A 16,791-nucleotide genomic window follows, 5' to 3' on the forward strand; every position below is an offset into this window, starting at 1 on the left:
GGGAACCGCGGAGCATAGGTTAGGGGTACCTAACCAGTACTTGCAAGTTCAACCTTTGGTCAAACGTGATCTTTGGCCCGTACCAGCCGTCTCCAGGCTGGTCAGCGCGGCCCGCAGTGCGGCCCGGGCCACCGCGTCCGCATCGGCCAGCGTCACCGAACCCACCCCGGGGCGGGCCCCCGCGGCGGTCACCCAGTGCACGCCCTCCGTCGGCACCCCGACCGCGAACCGCCGCGGATGGGGCCGCCCGTCCGCCTCTACGAGGTGGTACGGGCTCGGTGTCACGTCCAGACCGCCGGTCTCGTAGCCGTCCACGGTGTGCGGCCGGCAGCCGCCGTCGGTCAGTAGCCGGGACAGCAGCGCGTCGCCGGTGCGCCGCAGGTCGGGCTCCGGCAGCCGGGCCTCGATCAGCGCCGTCGCCGTCACCTCCGACCCGGGTACGTCCGGGGAAGCGGCCGTGAAACCGGGGCCCTGGCCGTCGGCGGCGCCCGTTCGGACCGCCATCCTGGGGCCGACGACCTCCAGCACGCCTGCCTCGATGAGGGCCGCCATCTCCGCTGTCCGGCGGCGCGGCGGCCCGATGGACAGGAAGGCGTTGAGCGGGGTGTACCAGCGGTCCAGGTGATCGCGCCGGGAGGCGCCGGCCAGTCCGCCGTGGTCGACGATCTGCCGCAGTTCGTTGCGCAGGTCCCGCAGGACGTCGAGGGCCGCCTTGACCGGGCCGGAGACGTTGTTCTGCCGGGCGTGCGCGATGTCCTCCCGCAGATGGTCCAGCAGCCACTCCCGGAAGGCGGCGCGGTCGGTGAAACCGCGCTCGGTGTGCGGCCGGGAAATCCGGTGCCAGTCCCAGCGGTCGGCGGGCGCGATGCCGAACGCGTCCAATGCGGCGGCCTCTTCGGCGCCGCGGTGCGCGGTCCCGAGGAAGCGCTCGCGGAAGCGGTACCGGACGGGGGCCGGGTCCGCGGGGTGTCTCCGGGAGGGGGCGGGGTCGCCGGAGCCGTGGGGGTCGCCCGGACGTGTGGCCCGGCGCGGGGCCGTCGCCTCGCGCCGGGCCAGCAGCGCCTCGTAGTAGACGGTCTCCACCTCCTTCGCCACCAGGGGCCAGACCTCCGTCAGGAAGTCGGGCAGATCGCCGGAGTCCGCGCGCTTGCGGAAGGCGGCGATCACGTCGGGCGTCAGGAGCAGCGGCAGATGGCGGCCGTGCGCGCCCTTCGCGTTGTCGCCGCGCGCGTGGTACGGAATGCCGCGCCGGGATCCTGCGTACAGCCGAGGCTCGCGTCCGGACGGCAGATACCGCAGCCGGCCGTCCGCGCCGGGGACGAACCTGCCGCCGCGGGCCGTCGTCAACAGCGCCATGTGGTCGAAGAAGTTGAGGCCGAGACCGCGCAGGATCACCGGGCGGCCGGGGGCCAGCGCCTCCAGATCGGCGGAGAGGTCGGCCGGGTTGGCGGGCGGCAGATAGCGCAGGCCGTGTCCGGCGGCGTACGCGGCCAGCCGCTGCTCCTCGGGCCCGGGGCGGGTGGGCAGATGGCCCTGGGCGAGGATCACGGCGCCCAGGTCGTGCAGGGTCCGGCCGTCGTCCAGGGTGAGCGACTGTGATCCGTCGGGGGCCTCGGTCAGCCGTACCGCGCGGGCCCGGTGGACGTCGACGGTCACCTCTTCCGGGGCGGTGCGCACCGTATGGCGGAAGACCCACTCCAGATAGCGCCCGTACAGCGCGCGCCCCGGATAGTCGTCCGGTCCGACCTCGCACCCCTCCCAGGCGTACAGGCTCGGGCCGGTGCGTATCGGGCCGGCGCACTCGACGCTGTCGTCGGTGAAGAGCGTGACCTGGGAGGCGACGGTGTTCATCAGGAGCTCGGGCGGCTGGGCGGTGCGCCATACCTGGCCGGCGCCGGGCGGGGCGGGATCGACGACGTGAACGGTCAGCCGGGCGCCCGGGGCCAGTTCGGCGGCCGAGGCACAGATCCGCTCCAGCACGCTCGTCCCGCGCGGCCCCGCACCGACGACGGCGAGGGCGGCGACGGGGCGGGGGCGGCGGTCGGCGATGTGGTCGGCGGCCAAGAGGGGCTCTCCCTGGGGCGGTGGACGGCCGGCGCGCGGGCGCGGCCGCCCGAGCGTGCGGGCGACGAGGTGCGCCCCATCATCACCGCCCGCGGCGCCGCCGCGGCACCCGGGTGCGCTGAGAATCACACCGGTTCCGCAGGGCGGTGACGGGCGGCCGGGCAGGTCGCCCGGGTTCGCCGGGAACGCCCACCAAAAGCGCCCGCCGACCGGGTGTCCGGTCGGCGGGCGGTCGGCGGTCCAGGGGCGGCCCCGGGGACCCTCAGCAGCGGTCCAGGATCTTCTTCAGGGCGGCCTTCTCCGCGGAGTCGGCGGTCATGCCGTACTCGTGCTTCACCCAGACCCACATCCGGGCGTACTGGCAGTGGTACGACGCCTTCGGCGGCAGCCACTTCGCCGGGTCCTTGTCGCCCTTCTCCTGATTGACGTTGTCGGTGACGGCGATCAGCTGGGAGTGCGTCAGGTCGTTGGCGAGTGCCTGGCGGCGGGCGGTGGTCCACTTCGCGGCGCCCGACTTCCAGGCTTCCGACAGCGGGACGACGTGGTCGATGTCGAGGTCGGACGCCTTGGTCCAGGTCGCACCGTCGTAGGGCGAGACCCAGGTGCCGCTCACGGCCGCACAGCTGCCGTCCTGGTGCACGTTCTTGCCGTCGCGCTTGAGGACCACCTCACGGGTGTTGCAGCTCTTCCCCTGGTCGATCCAGTGCGGGAACTTGGCGCGGCTGTAGCCGTCCTGCGGCCCCTCGGGCTGCTGCTTGATCTGGGTGAGGTACGTACGGGCGGTGGCCGCGCTCGGCGGGCCGGGCGGCGCGGCCTGGGCGGACTGTCCACTCAGCACCAGCGTGCCGAACAGCGCCGCGGCCGAACCCGCGGCGATGGAAACTCGACGCGCGTAGACCTTCGACACGGTCCTTGCCATCGGAACTCCCTTGGAGTGGGGGGTAGTTGACTGCGGTGCGGGCCCATGGTGGTGATGTGGGGTTGCCGTGGGGTGGGCACCAGGTAACAGAGTGACGACATGCTCACGACAGATCAAGAGCTGACGGCCCGCCATAAGTGCGTGACCGCACTCCGGTTGGCGCGGAGGGCGGCACTCCGGCTGGTGTGCAGGGCGGCGCTCCGGTTGGCCCGCTGAGGTGTCCGCGTCGGCCGAGGTGCCGGCGTCGGCTGCCGTCCGCCTACAGTGAGCGCGTGCTGCTGCCGGTCAATACCACCCTCGGGGTCGTCCTCGCCGTCCTCCTGGTCGCCGCCGTGGCCGTCGCCGGCCTGACGCATCTCGGCCATGGCCGGGCCATCGCGGTCGCCGGACTACGGGCGGCCGCGCAACTCGCCGCGGTCTCCTACCTCATCGGCTGGGTGGTGCGCGCGCTTCCGTGGCTGCTGTGCTTCCTGGTGCTGATGTTTGCGGTCGCGGTACGGACCGCGGGCCGGCGGATCACCCAGAACCGCACCTGGTGGTGGGCCGCCGTGCCGATCGCCACCGGGGTGGTCCCGGTCGTCGGGCTGCTGCTGGCGACCGGCCTGGTGCCGCCGCGGGGCCTCAGCCTCATCCCCGTCACCGGCATCCTCATCGGCGGTGCGCTGACCGCGACCGTATTGGGCGGGCGGCGGGCGCTGGACGAGCTGGAGACCCGTCGGGGCGAGTTCGAGGCGGGGCTCGCGCTGGGGCTGCTGGACCGCGACGCGCGGATGGAGGTGGCCCGCCGGGCGGCGTCGGACGCGCTGCTGCCGGGGCTCGACCAGACCCGGACCGTGGGGCTGGTCACACTTCCCGGGGCGTTCGTCGGCATGCTGCTGGGCGGCGCCTCGCCCGTACAGGCGGGCGCGGTGCAGCTGTTCGTGCTCATCGCCCTGCTGGCGGTGCAGGCGGCGGCCTGTGCGGTGGTGCTGGAGCTGGTCGCGCGCGGACTGCTGCACCGCGTACCCTTGAGGACAGCAGAAGGGGAGTAGCTCTCCGCCGGACCGTCGACATACTGCCCGCCCTCGTGGTGGGCCGGCGCCCGGAGCGCGATGCGGACACCGCCGAGCGGTACGCAGCGCGCCAGCGAGACCTTCGGCCGCAGTGTCCGACGCTGCCGTGCCGAAGCGACCCCTTTCCCGGGCCCCTTTTGGTGCGGCCCCACCGATCGAGGTATTCCACCCCGTGTTCAGCCTGACCGTCGCCGCCGTCGTCTTCGGCGTCATCTTCCTTGCCGAACTGCCCGACAAGACCGCCCTCGCCGGACTGATGCTCGGCACCCGTTACCGCGCCTCGTACGTCTTCGCGGGGGTCGCCGCCGCCTTCCTGCTGCACGTCGCGCTCGCGATCGCGGCGGGCAGCGTGCTCACCCTGCTCCCGCACCGCGTCGTCCAGGGCGTGGTCGGGGTGCTCTTCCTGGTGGGCGCGGCGGTGCTGCTCTTCAAGAAGGACGACGACGAGGAAGAGGTGGCCAAGCCCGCCGACCAGAGCTTCTGGAAGGTCTCCGGGGCGGGCTTCATGATGATCCTGGTGGCCGAGTTCGGCGATCTCACCCAGATCATGACCGCCAACCTCGCGGCCCGTTACGACGACCCGCTGTCGGTCGGCGTGGGCGCGGTGCTGGGGCTGTGGGCGGTGGCCGGGCTCGGCATCCTGGGCGGCCGCACGCTCATGAAGCACGTCCCGCTCAGGCTCATCACGAAGATCGCGGCGGGCGTGATGGCCCTGCTGGCGGCGTTCAGCCTTTACGAGGCGCTGGCGGGCTGAGGTCCGCGGGCCGGGTGGGGGGGCGTGGCCGTGCGTGGCCAGGGCCCTCCGCCTGGAGTCGGGGGCCTCAGCCCTCGACGTGGACCGCGATGCGCCCGTCCGGCAGGGCCTCGACGCGGAGCTGAGTGAGGTCGCGGACGTGGGCGGTGGGGGCGTACGCCGCGGCGCGGTCGCCGACGCCGATCACCCGCATGCCGGCCGCGCGGCCTGCCTCTATGCCCGCCTCGGAGTCCTCGAAGACCAGGCACTCCTCGGGGGCGAAGCCCAGTTCGGCGGCGCCCTTGAGGAAGCCTTCCGGGTCCGGCTTGCTGGCGCTCACGTTCTCCGCGGTGATCCGTACGGCGGGCATCGGCAGCCCGGCCGCCGCCATCCGCGCGTCCGAGAGCGGGACGTCCGCGGAGGTCACCAGGGCGTGCGGCAGGTCCGCGAGGGCGGCCAGGAAGGCGGGCGCGCCGGGGACCGGCACCACGCCGTCCATGTCGGCGGTCTCCTGCGCCAGCATCCGGCGGTTGTCCGCCAGGTTGAGTTCCATCGGGCGGTCCGGGAGCAGCGCGGCCATCGTGGCCCATCCCTGGCGGCCGTGGACGACCGCGAGGACCTCGTCCGCGCCCAGTCCCTGCTCGGCCGCCCAGCGGCGCCAGCAGCGCTCCACGACGGCCTCGGAGTTCACGAGCGTGCTGTCCATGTCGAGCAGCAGTGCGCGGGCGGTGAGCGTGGTGGTTGCCGTCATCGGCGGGGGCTCCTGGGCGCTACGGGTGCTCGGGCGGCGCGGAACCGTACGAGCGCAGGGAGGTCAAGCGGCTCCGCCCGCCGGTCAGGGAGTGCGGGCGGAACCACTTTGTTTTCTCACGATACAAAATGCGGAGCGGTGCGACAACCGCGACCCCCTACGGCTCCCGGGTGCGGGCCTCCAGTGACTGCCGGGTTCGCGGGCCGTAGACGCCGTCCGGGTCACCGGTGACGCGGTAGGTCCGCTGGTAGCGCGAGACGGCGTCCCGTACGTCCGCGTCGTAGCGGCCGTCCCCGGCACCCGCGTAGAGGGCGAGCTGGCGCAGCCGCCCCTGGAGCTCGGTCACCTCCGGGCCGCTGGAACCCTCGCGGAGCACGATCGGCCCGGTGGGAGCGGCGGTCGGGTCGTCGCCACCGGGGGAGTCGGTGACGCTGCCGGAGGCCCTGGTGGGCGGGGGCGGGGGCGGCACGGCCGTACGGGAGAGCTTCACGGTGGCCTCGGGGGTGCCGATGCCGGTGGCGCCGGAGGAGGGCGAGCGGTGCGGGGACGGGGGAGAAGGAGGGGCGTTCCGGGTGGCGGAAGGGGCCCCGCCGGTGGGGGAGGCGGCGGTGGGGGCGACGGTGCCGCGGTCGGGTGGGGCGGCGCGGTCCCGTGTGCCGCCCGACAGCGCATCGGTGCTGATCAGGACCGCGGCGGCGACCACCGCCGCGCCGGCCGCGACCAGCGCGACGGGCAGTGCGTGCCGGCGGTGGGGCGGGCGGGCAGGAGGGCGAGGAGCGGGGGGCGGGGGATCGGGCGGGGGTGGAGCCTCGGGGGTGGAGCGGTACGTCCGCGAGGTCGGTCCGGCCGGGCGGCGCGCTCGGGGTACCAAGGGCTCCGAGGTGGCGGCGGGGAGGGGCGGCGGGCCGGTCGCTATGTGCACGGCGGCGTCGACCCCCGGTAAGTCCTCCCACGCGTCCGCCGTCCCCCTGGCCGGCGGGCCCACACCGTGGCCGGACCCCCTCCCGTGGCCGGCCTCGGACCGGGAGTCGGTCTCCGGCCCGGAGCCGGTCGGCCCGTGGGCGGTCCGCGTCCCGTCGGGCGGCGCCTCCTCCGGCAAGGACACGTACGGCCGTACGCGCAGCGGATCGAAGTCGTCCGCATCGGCCGCCGCACACAGGCACGTGGGCCGGCCGTTGCTCCGTACGGGGGCCAAGCAGTGCGGGCAGGTCCGTAATGCCGTCACGAGTGCGCTCCTCCCTGGAGGCCCGAACAGGCAGCGATTATCCAGACGCTGCCGCGCCCGCGCAGGTGCTCGCGCACATCCACCCGGCATACCCGAGGTGTCCGCCGGCCGACGAGGGATGCCGATCACCGCTCGGCGGGCCATATCGGTCGGAACCGCCCACCATGGAACGCGACGGAAGACGTCTGGAAGCCCCGGAACGCGGGCACCCGGACCCGAACCCGCCGTACCCGCAACAAAGGAGAGGCACATGGCGCCGGACACCAGCGCTCCTGCCGTCCCGGGAGAGCGCCGGTCGCAGCGGACGGTTCTCGTCGCGATCGGCGCGCTGCTGCTCGGTCTGCTCATCGCGGCGCTCGACCAGACCATCGTCGCCACCGCGCTGCCCACGATCGTCAGCGAACTCGGCGGCCTCGACCACCTCTCCTGGGTGGTCACCGCCTACCTGCTGGCCTCTACGGCAGCGACGCCCCTCTGGGGCAAGCTCGGTGACCAATACGGACGCAAGAAGCTGTTCCAGGCCGCCATCGTGATCTTCCTGATCGGCTCGGTGCTGTGCGGCATCGCGCAGAACATGGGCGAGCTGATCGCGTTCCGGGCCGTTCAGGGCCTGGGCGGCGGCGGTCTGATCGTGCTGTCGATGGCGATCGTCGGCGACATCGTGCCGCCCCGCGAACGCGGTAAGTACCAAGGGCTGTTCGGCGCGGTCTTCGGTGCTACGAGCGTCCTCGGACCGCTGCTCGGCGGGCTGTTCGTGGACCACCTCAGCTGGCGCTGGGTGTTCTACATCAACGTCCCCATCGGGATCGTCGCGCTCGCCGTGATCGCCGCCGTCCTGCACATCCCGAGCGACCGCACCCCGCACCGGATCGACTACCTCGGCACCGTCACCATCGCCGCGGTCGCCGTCTGCTTCGTCCTGATGACCTCGCTCGGCGGCGTCAGCTACCCGTGGTCCTCCTGGCAGATCATCGGCTTCGGCGTGCTGGGCGTCGTCCTCCTGGTGGCCTTTGTCCTCATCGAGCGCCGGGCCGCCGAACCCGTCATTCCGCTCCGCCTGTTCCGGCTGCGCACCTTCTCGCTCACCGCCGTCATCGGCTTCGTCATCGGCTTCGCGATGTTCGGATCGATGACGTACCTGCCGACGTTCCTGCAGATCGTCCAGGGTGTGTCACCGACGCTGTCCGGTGTGCACATGCTGCCGATGGTGTTCGGCATGCTGCTCTCGTCCACCGCGTCCGGCCAGATCGTCAGCCGCACCGGCCACTACAAGGTCTTCCCGATCGCCGGCACCGCCGTGGTGATGCTCGGACTCCTGCTCCTGCACCGGCTCGACCCGTCCACCGGCGTCGCCGAGATGAGCGGCTACTTCTTCGTCTTCGGCTTCGGACTCGGCCTGGTCATGCAGGTGCTGGTGCTCATCGTGCAGAACGCCGTCGCCTATCAGGACCTCGGCGTCGCCACGTCCGGCGCGACGTTCTTCCGCTCCATCGGCGCCTCGTTCGGCGTCTCCCTTTTCGGCACGGTCTTCGCCAACAAGCTCGGACCGCGGATCGCGGCCGCACTGGCCGGGCAGCAACTGCCGCCCGGCGTCGACCCGGCGAAGATCGCCCAGGACCCGCGCACCGTCGCCCGGCTGCCGGCCCGGCAGGCGGCCGGCGTGCTGCACGCCTACGCGAACTCGATCACCGACGTCTTCCTCTACGCCGTGCCGGTCGTCTTCGTCGCGTTCGTGCTGGCTTGGTTCCTCAAGGAGGAGCCGCTCCGCAGCAGCGTGACCGCCCCGGACACCAGCGAGGTGCTGTCGTCCAATCCCGTCGAGCGGTCGTCCCGCGACGAGTGCGCCCGCGCGCTGTCCAAACTCGGCAGCATGGAAGGGCGCAAGCACATCTACGAGAGGATCACCGAGCGGGCCGGCCTCGACCTCAAACCGGCCGCCAGCTGGCTGCTCCTGCGGATCCACCGCTACGGATCGGTCGAACCGGGGCTGCTCGCCGAACGCACCACCGTCCCGCTCGGCGTGCTCGCCGAGAGCGTCCGCCAGGTCGAGGAGCGCGGACTGGCCACCCGGGAGGGGCTGTTGATGCTGCTGACCGACCGGGGGCGGGAGGTCACCGAGCGGCTGTCGGCGGCCCGTCAGGAGTCGCTGGCCGAGATGCTGGGGGACTGGTGGACCAAGGACCGGCCCACCGACCTCACCGAGCTGGTACGGGAGTTGACCGCGGAGCTGTGCGGCTCGGACGCGGAGGAACCGCACGTCGGCCACCTCCGGCAGCCGGTGCCGCGCCCCGCCGCCTCACCCCGGCCGCCCCGGCCACCGGACCTCGCGCGGTGAGCCGCTAAGCGGAGTGACGGCCCGCGGACGGGGTGCTGTTGCTGCCGTGGCCGTCATCGCTGCTGTCGTCGTCATCGCCGCCGTCGAGGCGCTTCTCGAAGAAGATCTCCGCGTAGATGTCGTCGTGGTACGGAGCGATCTCGACGAAACCGTGCCGCCGGTAGAGCGCGATGGCCTCCGTCAGGTCCAGGCGGGTGTCCAGCCGGATCCGCTCCGCACCCAGCCGGGCCGCGGCCGCCTCGGCGGCCATGAGCAGCCCGCCACCGCCACCCAGGCCGCGCGCGGCGGGCCGGACGAACATCTGCTTGAGCTCGGCCGTGCGCGCGTCCAGCAGCCGTACGCCGGCGCAGCCCGCCGTCTCACCGCCGCGGCGGGCCACCAACAGCACACCGTGCGGCGGCGCCAGATCGGCCACGGGGTACTCCGCCACCCCCTCGTCGATCTCCTGCGGGGTCGAGAGACGGCCCTCGTGCAGCGTGAAGTACCGGTCCGCCACTTCGGTGTAGTACTCCCGCAGCAGCGCCCGCGCGTCCGGCGAATCGACCGGCTCGGTGGAGATGGCCCAGGGAGCGGGAGTGGCAGTGGACGTGGCAAGGGAAGTGGGAGTGCGGAGGGTGGCGGCGTCGCTCATGGCGCCATTGTCGCGGCCGGGAAGGGGGCGGCCGCAACGGAATTGAGGACTGGACAGGTTGAGGACCGGACGACCGGTTGCGAAGGCCGGCCACACGATCAAGTTGCACGACCGGTATCCCCGAGAGACGGTCGTAGGAGCGCATACCTATCTGATTTCGGCAGGGGGGAAGGGCGGAAAAGGCCTCACGGAAGTAGGAAAAAACGCCATGAGCACCGAGCAGCCGCAGGATCCTCGGAACCGGCCTACCCAGCAGCAATACCGGCCGCCGGCCCCGCCGCCGGGGCAGTTCGCTCCGTATCCGCCACGCCAACCTCAGCCGACCAGCGGTAAAGCGGTGGCTTCCATGGTTACCGGAATCGCGTCCCTGGTCATCCCTTTCATAGGAATCGTCACGGGGCCGCTTGCCATTGTCCTGGGCACCAGAGCGCGCGGCGAGATACAGCGCACCGGGCAAAAGGGCGATGGTCTGGCCATAGCGGGGCTGGTGACCGGCATCATCGGCTGCGTCGGCTACGCGATCTTCTTGATCCTCCTCATCATCGGCGCGGCAACCGGATCGTGACGACGGGAGATCGTGACGACGGGACACGCATGCCAGGACCTCTTGGCGCAGCGGGTGTTCGACACCGCAGTGGCTGCCAAGAGGTCCTGGTCGTTCGCGTCACTTCACCGGTTCCCGCCCCACCCCGCCGATCGGTTCAGATCAGTTCGGTGGCGGTCAGGTCGGTAGCGGCGGTCAGTGCGGTCAGGCGTTCTTAGGAGCCGCTTGCTGAACGACCTCGAAGGACCACAGGGTGGATCCGCTGGCAGCGGGCTTCGGTCGCTCGCCACCGGCCTGGTCCCCGCCCTGGTGCGCTGCCTTCATGGGCCCTTCCATCCACGCCTGGAACGACTCCTCGTCACGCCACCGCGTGTACACCAGGTAGTTGTCGGTGCCCTCCACCGGGCGCAGCAGCTCGAACCACTCGAAGCCGTCCGAGGAGTCCACCGTGCCCGCGCGGGAGGCGAAGCGCTTTTCCAGGACCTCGCGCTGTTCGGTGGGGACGGTCAGGACGTTGATCTTCACGATGCTCATGGCCCCATCGTGCCGTACGGGACCGGTAAGGCGGCGTAAGGGGCGGCCGGGCGCCTGCTCGGTGCGCTCACCCGGTGGCGGGGGGCATGCGGCGGCGCCTGCGGGCGGCGACCGAGAGCGCCAGTGCTGCCGCTGCCGCCTGGAGGAGCAGCAGGGTCCCGGCGACCGTCACGATCCAGGCCGGGACGCCGGCCACCTCCAGCAGCGCGTACTCGTACCTGACCCGCCGGTACGGGGTGTCGTGGGCGGTGCGGCGCAGTTCGTGGTCGCCGGTGATGCGGTGCGGTTGCGGGAAGCTCTGGTCCATCGCGGTGAGGAAGACCGGGCGGCTGTCGGCGAGGTCCCGCAGAGGCCCCTGGGGGTGGATGCGGCCCGCGAAGAAGACCTCGGGGCGGGAGCCGCCGATCGTGCTGCGCGGCTCCATCCGGTGCGGTGCGAGGACGTAGAGGCCCAGGGATTGCGGGGTCGTGGCCAGGGCGGAGAGTCGCATCGGGTAGACGAGCCGGGCGCTGGCGAAGGTCAGCCGCAGGGGATCGAGGGTGCCGGAGAGGGTGCGGTGCCGTTCGGCGGGGACCAGGCGGATCGCCACGTACTCCCAGTGCTGGGACACGTAGGGGCCAAGGGCGCTCGCCAGGGGGGCGGGGAGGTGGAAACCGTTTGTTTTCAGCCAGTTGCGCAGTGCGCCGGGGTCGGTGGCGGTCAGCCGGGCGACGTCGAACGGGCCCAGCCGCTCGCGGCCGACGACCCCGACGCCGGGGCTGCCCGCCGACGGCGGCGGGGCCTCGGCGGCGTCCCCGTTGTGCCCGAAGGGCCAGTCGCCACCGTGCGGCCAGAAGTAGTGGCGCTGCACGACGGCCGGTTCGGTCAGCGTGGCGAGCCGGTCGAAGACGGCCGGATCGCCCAGTTTCACCGTGGCCCGGTGCGGTACGGGCATGATCCACGCGGCGTCGGGGGCGGTGCCGTTCACCTGCAGGCTCATCACGATCTGCTCGGTCCGCCCGTCCCAGCGCACGACCGAGGTCTCCCGGCCCACGGCCATCGTGGTCTTCGGGTCGTGCACCATCGCCCCGCAACCACAGGCGTACGCCGGGCGGGCCAGCGACACCAGCTGGACGGCCAGCAGCATCAGGACCACCAGCAGCGCCTGCCGGTTCGCCCGCCGCCGGCCGTCGGCCCGTGCCGCCGCCCGTCGCGCCCGTGGCCGGACCGTCGCCAGAGCCATGTCGTCCCCCGCCCTCTTCCTGCACCGTGTCTGACCTGGGCTTCGCGCCCCGCAGGCTGCTTGCTGTCCCCGGCAGGCTGCTCGCTGCCCTCGGCAGCCGGCAGCCGGCAGCGTCGACACAGACGGTGGGGAGGGGGTGGCCGGTTCCCGCCCCTGCCGTACCCCTGCCCCGGACTCCGCGCCACGCCTCGGCCCCCCCGGCCCGAGGATGCCGCGAGGGCCCGGCCGGAGGTCTCCGGCCGGGCCCTGCTCAGGGAGGGAAGGGTGCGGTCAGCGGGCCGCCCGTACGGCCTCCTGGGCCTCGGCCGCGGTCTCGACGGCCGGCGGGGAGCCCGGGAGCGGCTTGCGGGCGCTCTCCGACATCCGCCAGACGGCGATGCCGCCGATCACGGCCGCCGCCATCATGTAGTAGGCGGGCATCATCGTGTTGCCGGTCGCGCCGATCAGGGCGGTGACGACCAGCGGCGTGGTTCCGCCGAAGAGCGACACCGAGATGTTGAAGCCGATCGACAGCGAGCCGTAGCGCACCTTGGTCGGGAACAGCGCGGGCAGCGTGGCCGGCATCGTCGAGGTGAAGGTGACCAGCAGCAGCCCCAGCGCGGCCATGCCCAGCGCGATGGCGACCAGCGAACCCTGCCGGATCAGCAGCAGCGCGGGCACCGACAGCACCAGGAAGCCGGCGCAGCCCGCGGCGATGACCGGGCGACGGCCGAAGCGGTCGGAGAGCCGGCCCGCGAACGGCTGGACCACCATCATCAGCACCATCACCGCGAGCACGACCAGCAGACCGTGCGTCTCGTCGTACTTCAGCTCCGAGGTCAGATAGCTCGGCATGTACGACAGCAGCATGTAGTCGGTGACGTTGAAGACCAGGACCAGCCCGACGCACAGCAGCATCGACCGCCACTGGCCGAAGACCATCTCGCGGATGCCGATCCGCTTCTCGGCCTCGCGGCGCTCCTTCTCCTTGGTCCGCGCCTCCTTCTCCAACTGGGCGAAGGCCGGGGTCTCTTCGAGCCGCATCCGGAGGTAGAGGCCGATGATGCCCATCGGACCGGCGATCAGGAAGGGGATCCGCCAGCCCCAGGAGTTGAGGTCCTCGGTGGACAGCAGGGCCGTCATCAACGTGACCAGGCCGGCGCCGCCGACGTAACCGGCCAGCGTGCCGAACTCCAGCCAGCTGCCCAGGAATCCGCGCTTCTTGTCGGGCGCGTACTCGGCGATGAAGGTCGAGGCGCCGCCGTATTCGCCACCGGTGGAGAAGCCCTGCACCAGGCGGGCGACGAGCAGCAGGATGGGCGCGCCGACGCCGATGGTGGCGTACGACGGGATCAGGCCGATGGCGAAGGTGCCCACCGCCATCATGATCATGGTGATGGCCAGCACCTTCTGGCGGCCGATCCGGTCACCGAGCGGCCCGAAGACCATCCCGCCGATCGGACGCACCAGGAACGCCGCCGCGAACGCGCCGAACGTCGACAGCAACTGCGCGGTCGGATTCCCGGACGGGAAGAAGACGTGCCCGAGAGTGACCGCGATGTAGCTGTAGACGCCGAAGTCGAACCACTCCATCGCATTGCCCAGCGCGGCCGCCGACACCGCCCGCTTGACCATCGTGGGGTCGACGACGGTCACCTCGGGGGAGGACTGCTGCGGCTCTGCGTGCCGGTCCGGTCGCGGACCGGGTGACTCGGCACCGGCACGACTGCCGATGGGGGGACGGGGGCCGGGTGCGACGGGAGACTTCGTCGGCACGTGTTCGCTCGCCTGCGCTCTCTGGGACGACTACAGGAACCGCCCGCCATCGGGTGGCGGGACATGACCCGCCATGGCAGCGACGGGCAGGCCCGCCGTCGAGCGGCGGGGCAAAGGTCGACCATAGGGGCAGAACGGTTCATCACGGACAGTGCGCGGATGACCGCGCAGGCGGTCGTATACCCGCTCCTTGCAGGGGAAACTCCCTTTTGCCGAGCAAGGTGAGGGACCTTCGTCTGTGATCCATCTCGCGGTGATCCGCTGCAACCGTCCACGGCTCTGTGGCATGCGTCACCCGATTTGGCCGCCCGAGTCACCCCGGGCCGGGGCGTACGCCGCGGGGCCGCACGCGAAACGGCGCGGCGGCACACAGCACCGCCGCGCCGAGACGGGATCGTCGCGTCCCCTCAAGGATCGGCCATGCCGCGCCGGCCCGCCACTCGGGAGCCCGGTTGGCCCGTCACGGCATCCACGCCTCGTACGACATCACCTGTCCCGCCTTCACCTTGAAGTCCGGCTGGTCCGTGGTGAAGGTCTCCTCCAGGCCCAGCAGTTCGCCGGTCCGCGGGTCGAGGATCACCATCTGCCGCAGGCCCGTGCCGTCGTGCACATACGCCTCCCCGCGCCGCCCCAGCCGGTCGGTGACCGAACCGGCCGGACGCAGGCCACCGGCATCCGCCAGCATCCGTACGACGGCGGCCGTTTCGCGCGGCCCCGGGGTCCACTCCCCGCGGAACGAGGAGAGCGCCTGCAGCAGGGGGGTGACGGTACGGGCGCCGCCCGCCCCGCCGTACAGCCACCCCAGCTCCGCACGCAGCTTCGCCGGGTCCGTCGGCGGCCGCGTACGGGAGGCCAGGCCGCCGTGCTGCGCCTCGGAGCCCGCCGGGTAGGTCCTGCGGTGCAGGACCTTGCCGTCGCTGACGGTCCGCCAGTGACCGTCGTCGTCATGGATGACCGGCCGGCCCGGGTGCCGGGGGTCGGTGGCCACGACCAGTTCGGAGCCGCTGCCGTCGGCGTTCCACCGGGTGATGCGCTCTTCGGGCACGGTGACGGGCGGCGCCGCGTCCGGGCCCGCCTGCATGCTCAGGTACCAGCTCTGCACATGGCTGCCCCGGTGCGGCCCGTCCCCCGGAGCGGCCGCCCGGGCCCTGGCCTCGGCCCTGCGCGCGAGTTCGGCCAGCGGGACCGGCCGGGTGTCGGCGTGCGGCACGATCGGGCCGGGCGCCGCGGCCGCGGGGCTGCTGCCGGCGTCGGAGAGGAGGAAGCAGACCACCGCCACCAGCGCGAGCACCGCCGCCTCCGCGCGCAGCATCAGCCGGCGCCCGGCCCGCCGGGTGCGCGTGTGGTGCAGCAGCCGGGCAAGGCCCGCTTCGGCGCGGGCGTCCAGCGGGCGGTCCCGCCAGCGCCCCGCGCCGGCCGGTACCGGATCGGCCGCGCGCAGCAGCTCCAGTTCGTCACCCATTGCGGCCCCCATTGCCGTCGTCTCCTGCTCGTGCGGACACCGTCGTCCGCGTACGGTCGATCTCCGCGCGCAGCCGGCGGCGCGCCCGGTGCAGCCGCATGGCCGCCGCGCTCCGGCCGCACCCGAGGGTCACCGCCAGTTCCTCGACGGTCAGTTCCTCCCAGGCGGTCAGCCGCAGCACCTCCTGGTCGGCGGACGAGAGCCGGGCCAGGGCCTCGTGCACCCAGGAGCCGGGCCGCTCGGCGTCCGGACTCTCCACGGTCTGCCGCCGGTGCGCCGCCTCGTGGTTGCCGAGGCGGTTCAGCAGCCGCCGGTAACGGCTCAGCCCGCGCACCGTGTTGGACAGGCAGTTGCGAGCCACTGCGTAGAGCCAGGGCAGCGGGGACTCGGGGAGCTCGGTGCGGCGCCGCCAGGCTATGGAGAAGACCTCCGCCACCACTTCCTCGACCTCGTGTGCCGACCCGTCCAGCCGTCGCGCCACGAAGCGGCTGACCGCCCAGTAGTGCGCGCGATAGGCCTCGGCGAAGGCGTCGTCCGTGCTCATGAACCGTTGGTGTCCGGCATGCCCCCGATCTTCACACCCGCACCGAGTGACACATGACACCCCTTCTCGCCCGGCCCGCGGGCCGGTTGGCGGTGAGGATGACGGCCCTCCCGGACACCAACGGGGCATGAAGCTCCCCGTGAAGTGGCTCACCACCACTGACCACAAGACGATCGGCACGCTCTATCTGGTCACCGCCTTCGCGTTCTTCTGCGTCGGCGGGCTGCTGGCCCTCCTCATGCGCGCCGAACTGGCCCGGCCGGGCCACCAGATCATGTCGAACGAGCAGTTCAACCAGGCGTTCACGATGCACGGCACGATCATGCTGTTGATGTTCGCGACGCCGCTGTTCGCCGGATTCGCGAACTGGATCATGCCGCTGCAGATCGGCGCGCCCGATGTCGCCTTTCCCCGGCTGAACATGTTCGCCTACTGGCTCTACCTCTTCGGATCGCTCATCGCGGTGGGCGGATTCCTGACCCCGCAAGGGGCGGCGGACTTCGGCTGGTTCGCCTATGCGCCGCTCTCGGACGCGGTGCATTCGCCGGGAATCGGCGGCGATATGTGGATCATGGGTCTGGCCTTCTCCGGCTTCGGCACGATTCTGGGTGCGGTCAACTTCATCACGACCATCATCTGTATGCGTGCGCCCGGCATGACGATGTTCCGGATGCCGATCTTCACCTGGAACGTGCTGCTGACCGGTGTGCTGGTCCTGCTGGCCTTCCCGGTCCTGGCCGCCGCGCTGTTCGGTGTACATCATCGCGCTGCCGTTCTTCGGCATCATTTCCGAGGTCATTCCGGTGTTCTCCAGGAAGCCGATGTTCGGTTACATCGGTCTGATCGCGGCGACGATTTCGATTGCCGGCCTTTCGGTCACGGTGTGGGCGCACCACATGTACGTCACCGGTGGCGTGCTGTTGCCGTTCTTCTCCTTCATGACGTTCCTCATCGCCGTTCCGACCGGTGTGAAGTTCTTCAACTGGATCGGCACGATGTGGAAGGGCTCGCTGTCCTTCG

14 protein-coding genes and 1 pseudogene are annotated in these 16,791 nt (G+C 71.9%); 5 read left to right on the forward strand and 10 right to left on the reverse strand.

What is annotated here, in order from left to right:
• Positions 1-48: 48 nt before the first annotated feature.
• Positions 49-2,064 carry an FAD/NAD(P)-binding protein gene (locus tag IG62_RS0133615; RefSeq protein WP_051798970.1) on the reverse strand — a complete coding sequence of 672 codons (2,016 nt, stop codon included), beginning with the start codon at positions 2,062-2,064 and terminating at the stop codon, positions 49-51.
• Between the two features lie 262 nt (positions 2,065-2,326).
• Positions 2,327-2,971, reverse strand: a complete 645-nt coding sequence (locus IG62_RS0133620; protein WP_030812285.1) for an HNH endonuclease family protein — start codon at positions 2,969-2,971, stop codon at positions 2,327-2,329.
• A 284-nt stretch (positions 2,972-3,255) separates the two neighbouring features.
• Here IG62_RS0133620 and IG62_RS0133625 point away from each other — a divergent pair, with 284 nt between their 5' ends.
• Positions 3,256-4,014, forward strand: a complete 759-nt coding sequence (locus IG62_RS0133625) for an ABC transporter permease (RefSeq protein ID WP_030812288.1) — start codon at positions 3,256-3,258, stop codon at positions 4,012-4,014.
• 193 nt (positions 4,015-4,207) lie between these two features.
• The gene (locus IG62_RS0133630; RefSeq protein ID WP_030812291.1) at positions 4,208-4,789 is read left to right on the forward strand and encodes a TMEM165/GDT1 family protein; all 582 of its coding nucleotides are present in this window, start codon (positions 4,208-4,210) and stop codon (positions 4,787-4,789) included.
• 67 nt (positions 4,790-4,856) lie between these two features.
• Here the strand turns inward: IG62_RS0133630 and IG62_RS0133635 are convergent, their stop codons facing one another.
• Both IG62_RS0133635 and IG62_RS0133640 read right to left on the reverse strand, forming a co-directional pair.
• Positions 4,857-5,519: an HAD-IA family hydrolase gene (locus tag IG62_RS0133635; RefSeq protein ID WP_030812294.1), complete on the reverse strand. Its 663-nt coding sequence runs from the start codon at positions 5,517-5,519 to the stop codon at positions 4,857-4,859.
• Positions 5,520-5,676: 157 nt separating this feature from the next.
• Positions 5,677-6,744, reverse strand: coding sequence for a peptidoglycan-binding domain-containing protein (locus tag IG62_RS0133640; RefSeq protein ID WP_234326851.1), 1,068 nt, complete (start codon positions 6,742-6,744; stop codon positions 5,677-5,679).
• Between the two features lie 250 nt (positions 6,745-6,994).
• Here IG62_RS0133640 and IG62_RS0133645 point away from each other — a divergent pair, with 250 nt between their 5' ends.
• A complete protein-coding gene (locus IG62_RS0133645) occupies positions 6,995-9,079 on the forward strand; it encodes an MDR family MFS transporter (RefSeq protein ID WP_030812303.1) in 2,085 nt (694 codons plus the stop codon).
• A 4-nt stretch (positions 9,080-9,083) separates the two neighbouring features.
• Here the strand turns inward: IG62_RS0133645 and IG62_RS0133650 are convergent, their stop codons facing one another.
• The gene (locus tag IG62_RS0133650; protein WP_051798973.1) at positions 9,084-9,710 is read right to left on the reverse strand and encodes a GNAT family N-acetyltransferase; all 627 of its coding nucleotides are present in this window, start codon (positions 9,708-9,710) and stop codon (positions 9,084-9,086) included.
• Between the two features lie 208 nt (positions 9,711-9,918).
• On the opposite strand from IG62_RS0133650, the gene IG62_RS43825 reads away from it, so the two are divergent.
• Positions 9,919-10,275: a DUF4190 domain-containing protein gene (locus IG62_RS43825; RefSeq protein ID WP_030812307.1), complete on the forward strand. Its 357-nt coding sequence runs from the start codon at positions 9,919-9,921 to the stop codon at positions 10,273-10,275.
• 183 nt (positions 10,276-10,458) lie between these two features.
• Here IG62_RS43825 and IG62_RS0133660 read toward each other — a convergent pair whose 3' ends face one another.
• From IG62_RS0133660 to IG62_RS0133680, 5 genes are all read right to left on the reverse strand, one after another.
• Complete coding sequence (locus tag IG62_RS0133660) at positions 10,459-10,788, reverse strand: antibiotic biosynthesis monooxygenase family protein (RefSeq protein ID WP_030812310.1); 330 nt, start codon at positions 10,786-10,788, stop codon at positions 10,459-10,461.
• Between the two features lie 67 nt (positions 10,789-10,855).
• Positions 10,856-12,010 (reverse strand): DUF2330 domain-containing protein, encoded by a 1,155-nt coding sequence (locus IG62_RS0133665; protein ID WP_078872410.1) that lies wholly within the window; start codon positions 12,008-12,010, stop codon positions 10,856-10,858.
• Positions 12,011-12,280: 270 nt separating this feature from the next.
• A complete protein-coding gene (proP, locus tag IG62_RS0133670) occupies positions 12,281-13,765 on the reverse strand; it encodes a glycine betaine/L-proline transporter ProP (RefSeq protein ID WP_030812316.1) in 1,485 nt (494 codons plus the stop codon).
• A 460-nt stretch (positions 13,766-14,225) separates the two neighbouring features.
• Entirely contained in the window at positions 14,226-15,227 is a 1,002-nt protein-coding gene (locus tag IG62_RS0133675) for a CU044_5270 family protein (protein ID WP_030812319.1), read from the reverse strand.
• Positions 15,220-15,771 (reverse strand): RNA polymerase sigma factor, encoded by a 552-nt coding sequence (locus tag IG62_RS0133680; protein ID WP_030812321.1) that lies wholly within the window; start codon positions 15,769-15,771, stop codon positions 15,220-15,222. Before IG62_RS0133680 ends, IG62_RS0133675 begins: the two co-directional genes overlap by 8 nt.
• Before the next feature lie 127 nt (positions 15,772-15,898).
• Here IG62_RS0133680 and IG62_RS42590 point away from each other — a divergent pair.
• Positions 15,899-16,791, forward strand: a pseudogene (locus IG62_RS42590) (cbb3-type cytochrome c oxidase subunit I); the annotation flags it as partial.

The organism is Streptomyces sp. NRRL S-337, assembly GCF_000720175.1.
GTDB classification, from domain to species: domain Bacteria; phylum Actinomycetota; class Actinomycetes; order Streptomycetales; family Streptomycetaceae; genus Streptomyces; species Streptomyces siderophoricus.

Bases quoted from the DNA above. Each gene is read 5' to 3' on its own strand.
- IG62_RS0133635 (WP_030812294.1), bottom strand. From the start codon at position 5,519: ATGACGGCAACCACCACGCTCACCGCCCGCGCACTGCTGCTCGACATG.
- IG62_RS0133645 (WP_030812303.1), top strand. From the start codon at position 6,995: ATGGCGCCGGACACCAGCGCTCCTGCCGTCCCGGGAGAGCGCCGGTCG.
- IG62_RS0133650 (WP_051798973.1), bottom strand. From the start codon at position 9,710: ATGAGCGACGCCGCCACCCTCCGCACTCCCACTTCCCTTGCCACGTCC.
- IG62_RS43825 (WP_030812307.1), top strand. From the start codon at position 9,919: ATGAGCACCGAGCAGCCGCAGGATCCTCGGAACCGGCCTACCCAGCAG.
- IG62_RS0133660 (WP_030812310.1), bottom strand. From the start codon at position 10,788: ATGAGCATCGTGAAGATCAACGTCCTGACCGTCCCCACCGAACAGCGC.
- IG62_RS0133665 (WP_078872410.1), bottom strand. From the start codon at position 12,010: ATGGCTCTGGCGACGGTCCGGCCACGGGCGCGACGGGCGGCGGCACGG.
- IG62_RS0133675 (WP_030812319.1), bottom strand. From the start codon at position 15,227: ATGGGTGACGAACTGGAGCTGCTGCGCGCGGCCGATCCGGTACCGGCC.
- IG62_RS0133680 (WP_030812321.1), bottom strand. From the start codon at position 15,771: ATGAGCACGGACGACGCCTTCGCCGAGGCCTATCGCGCGCACTACTGG.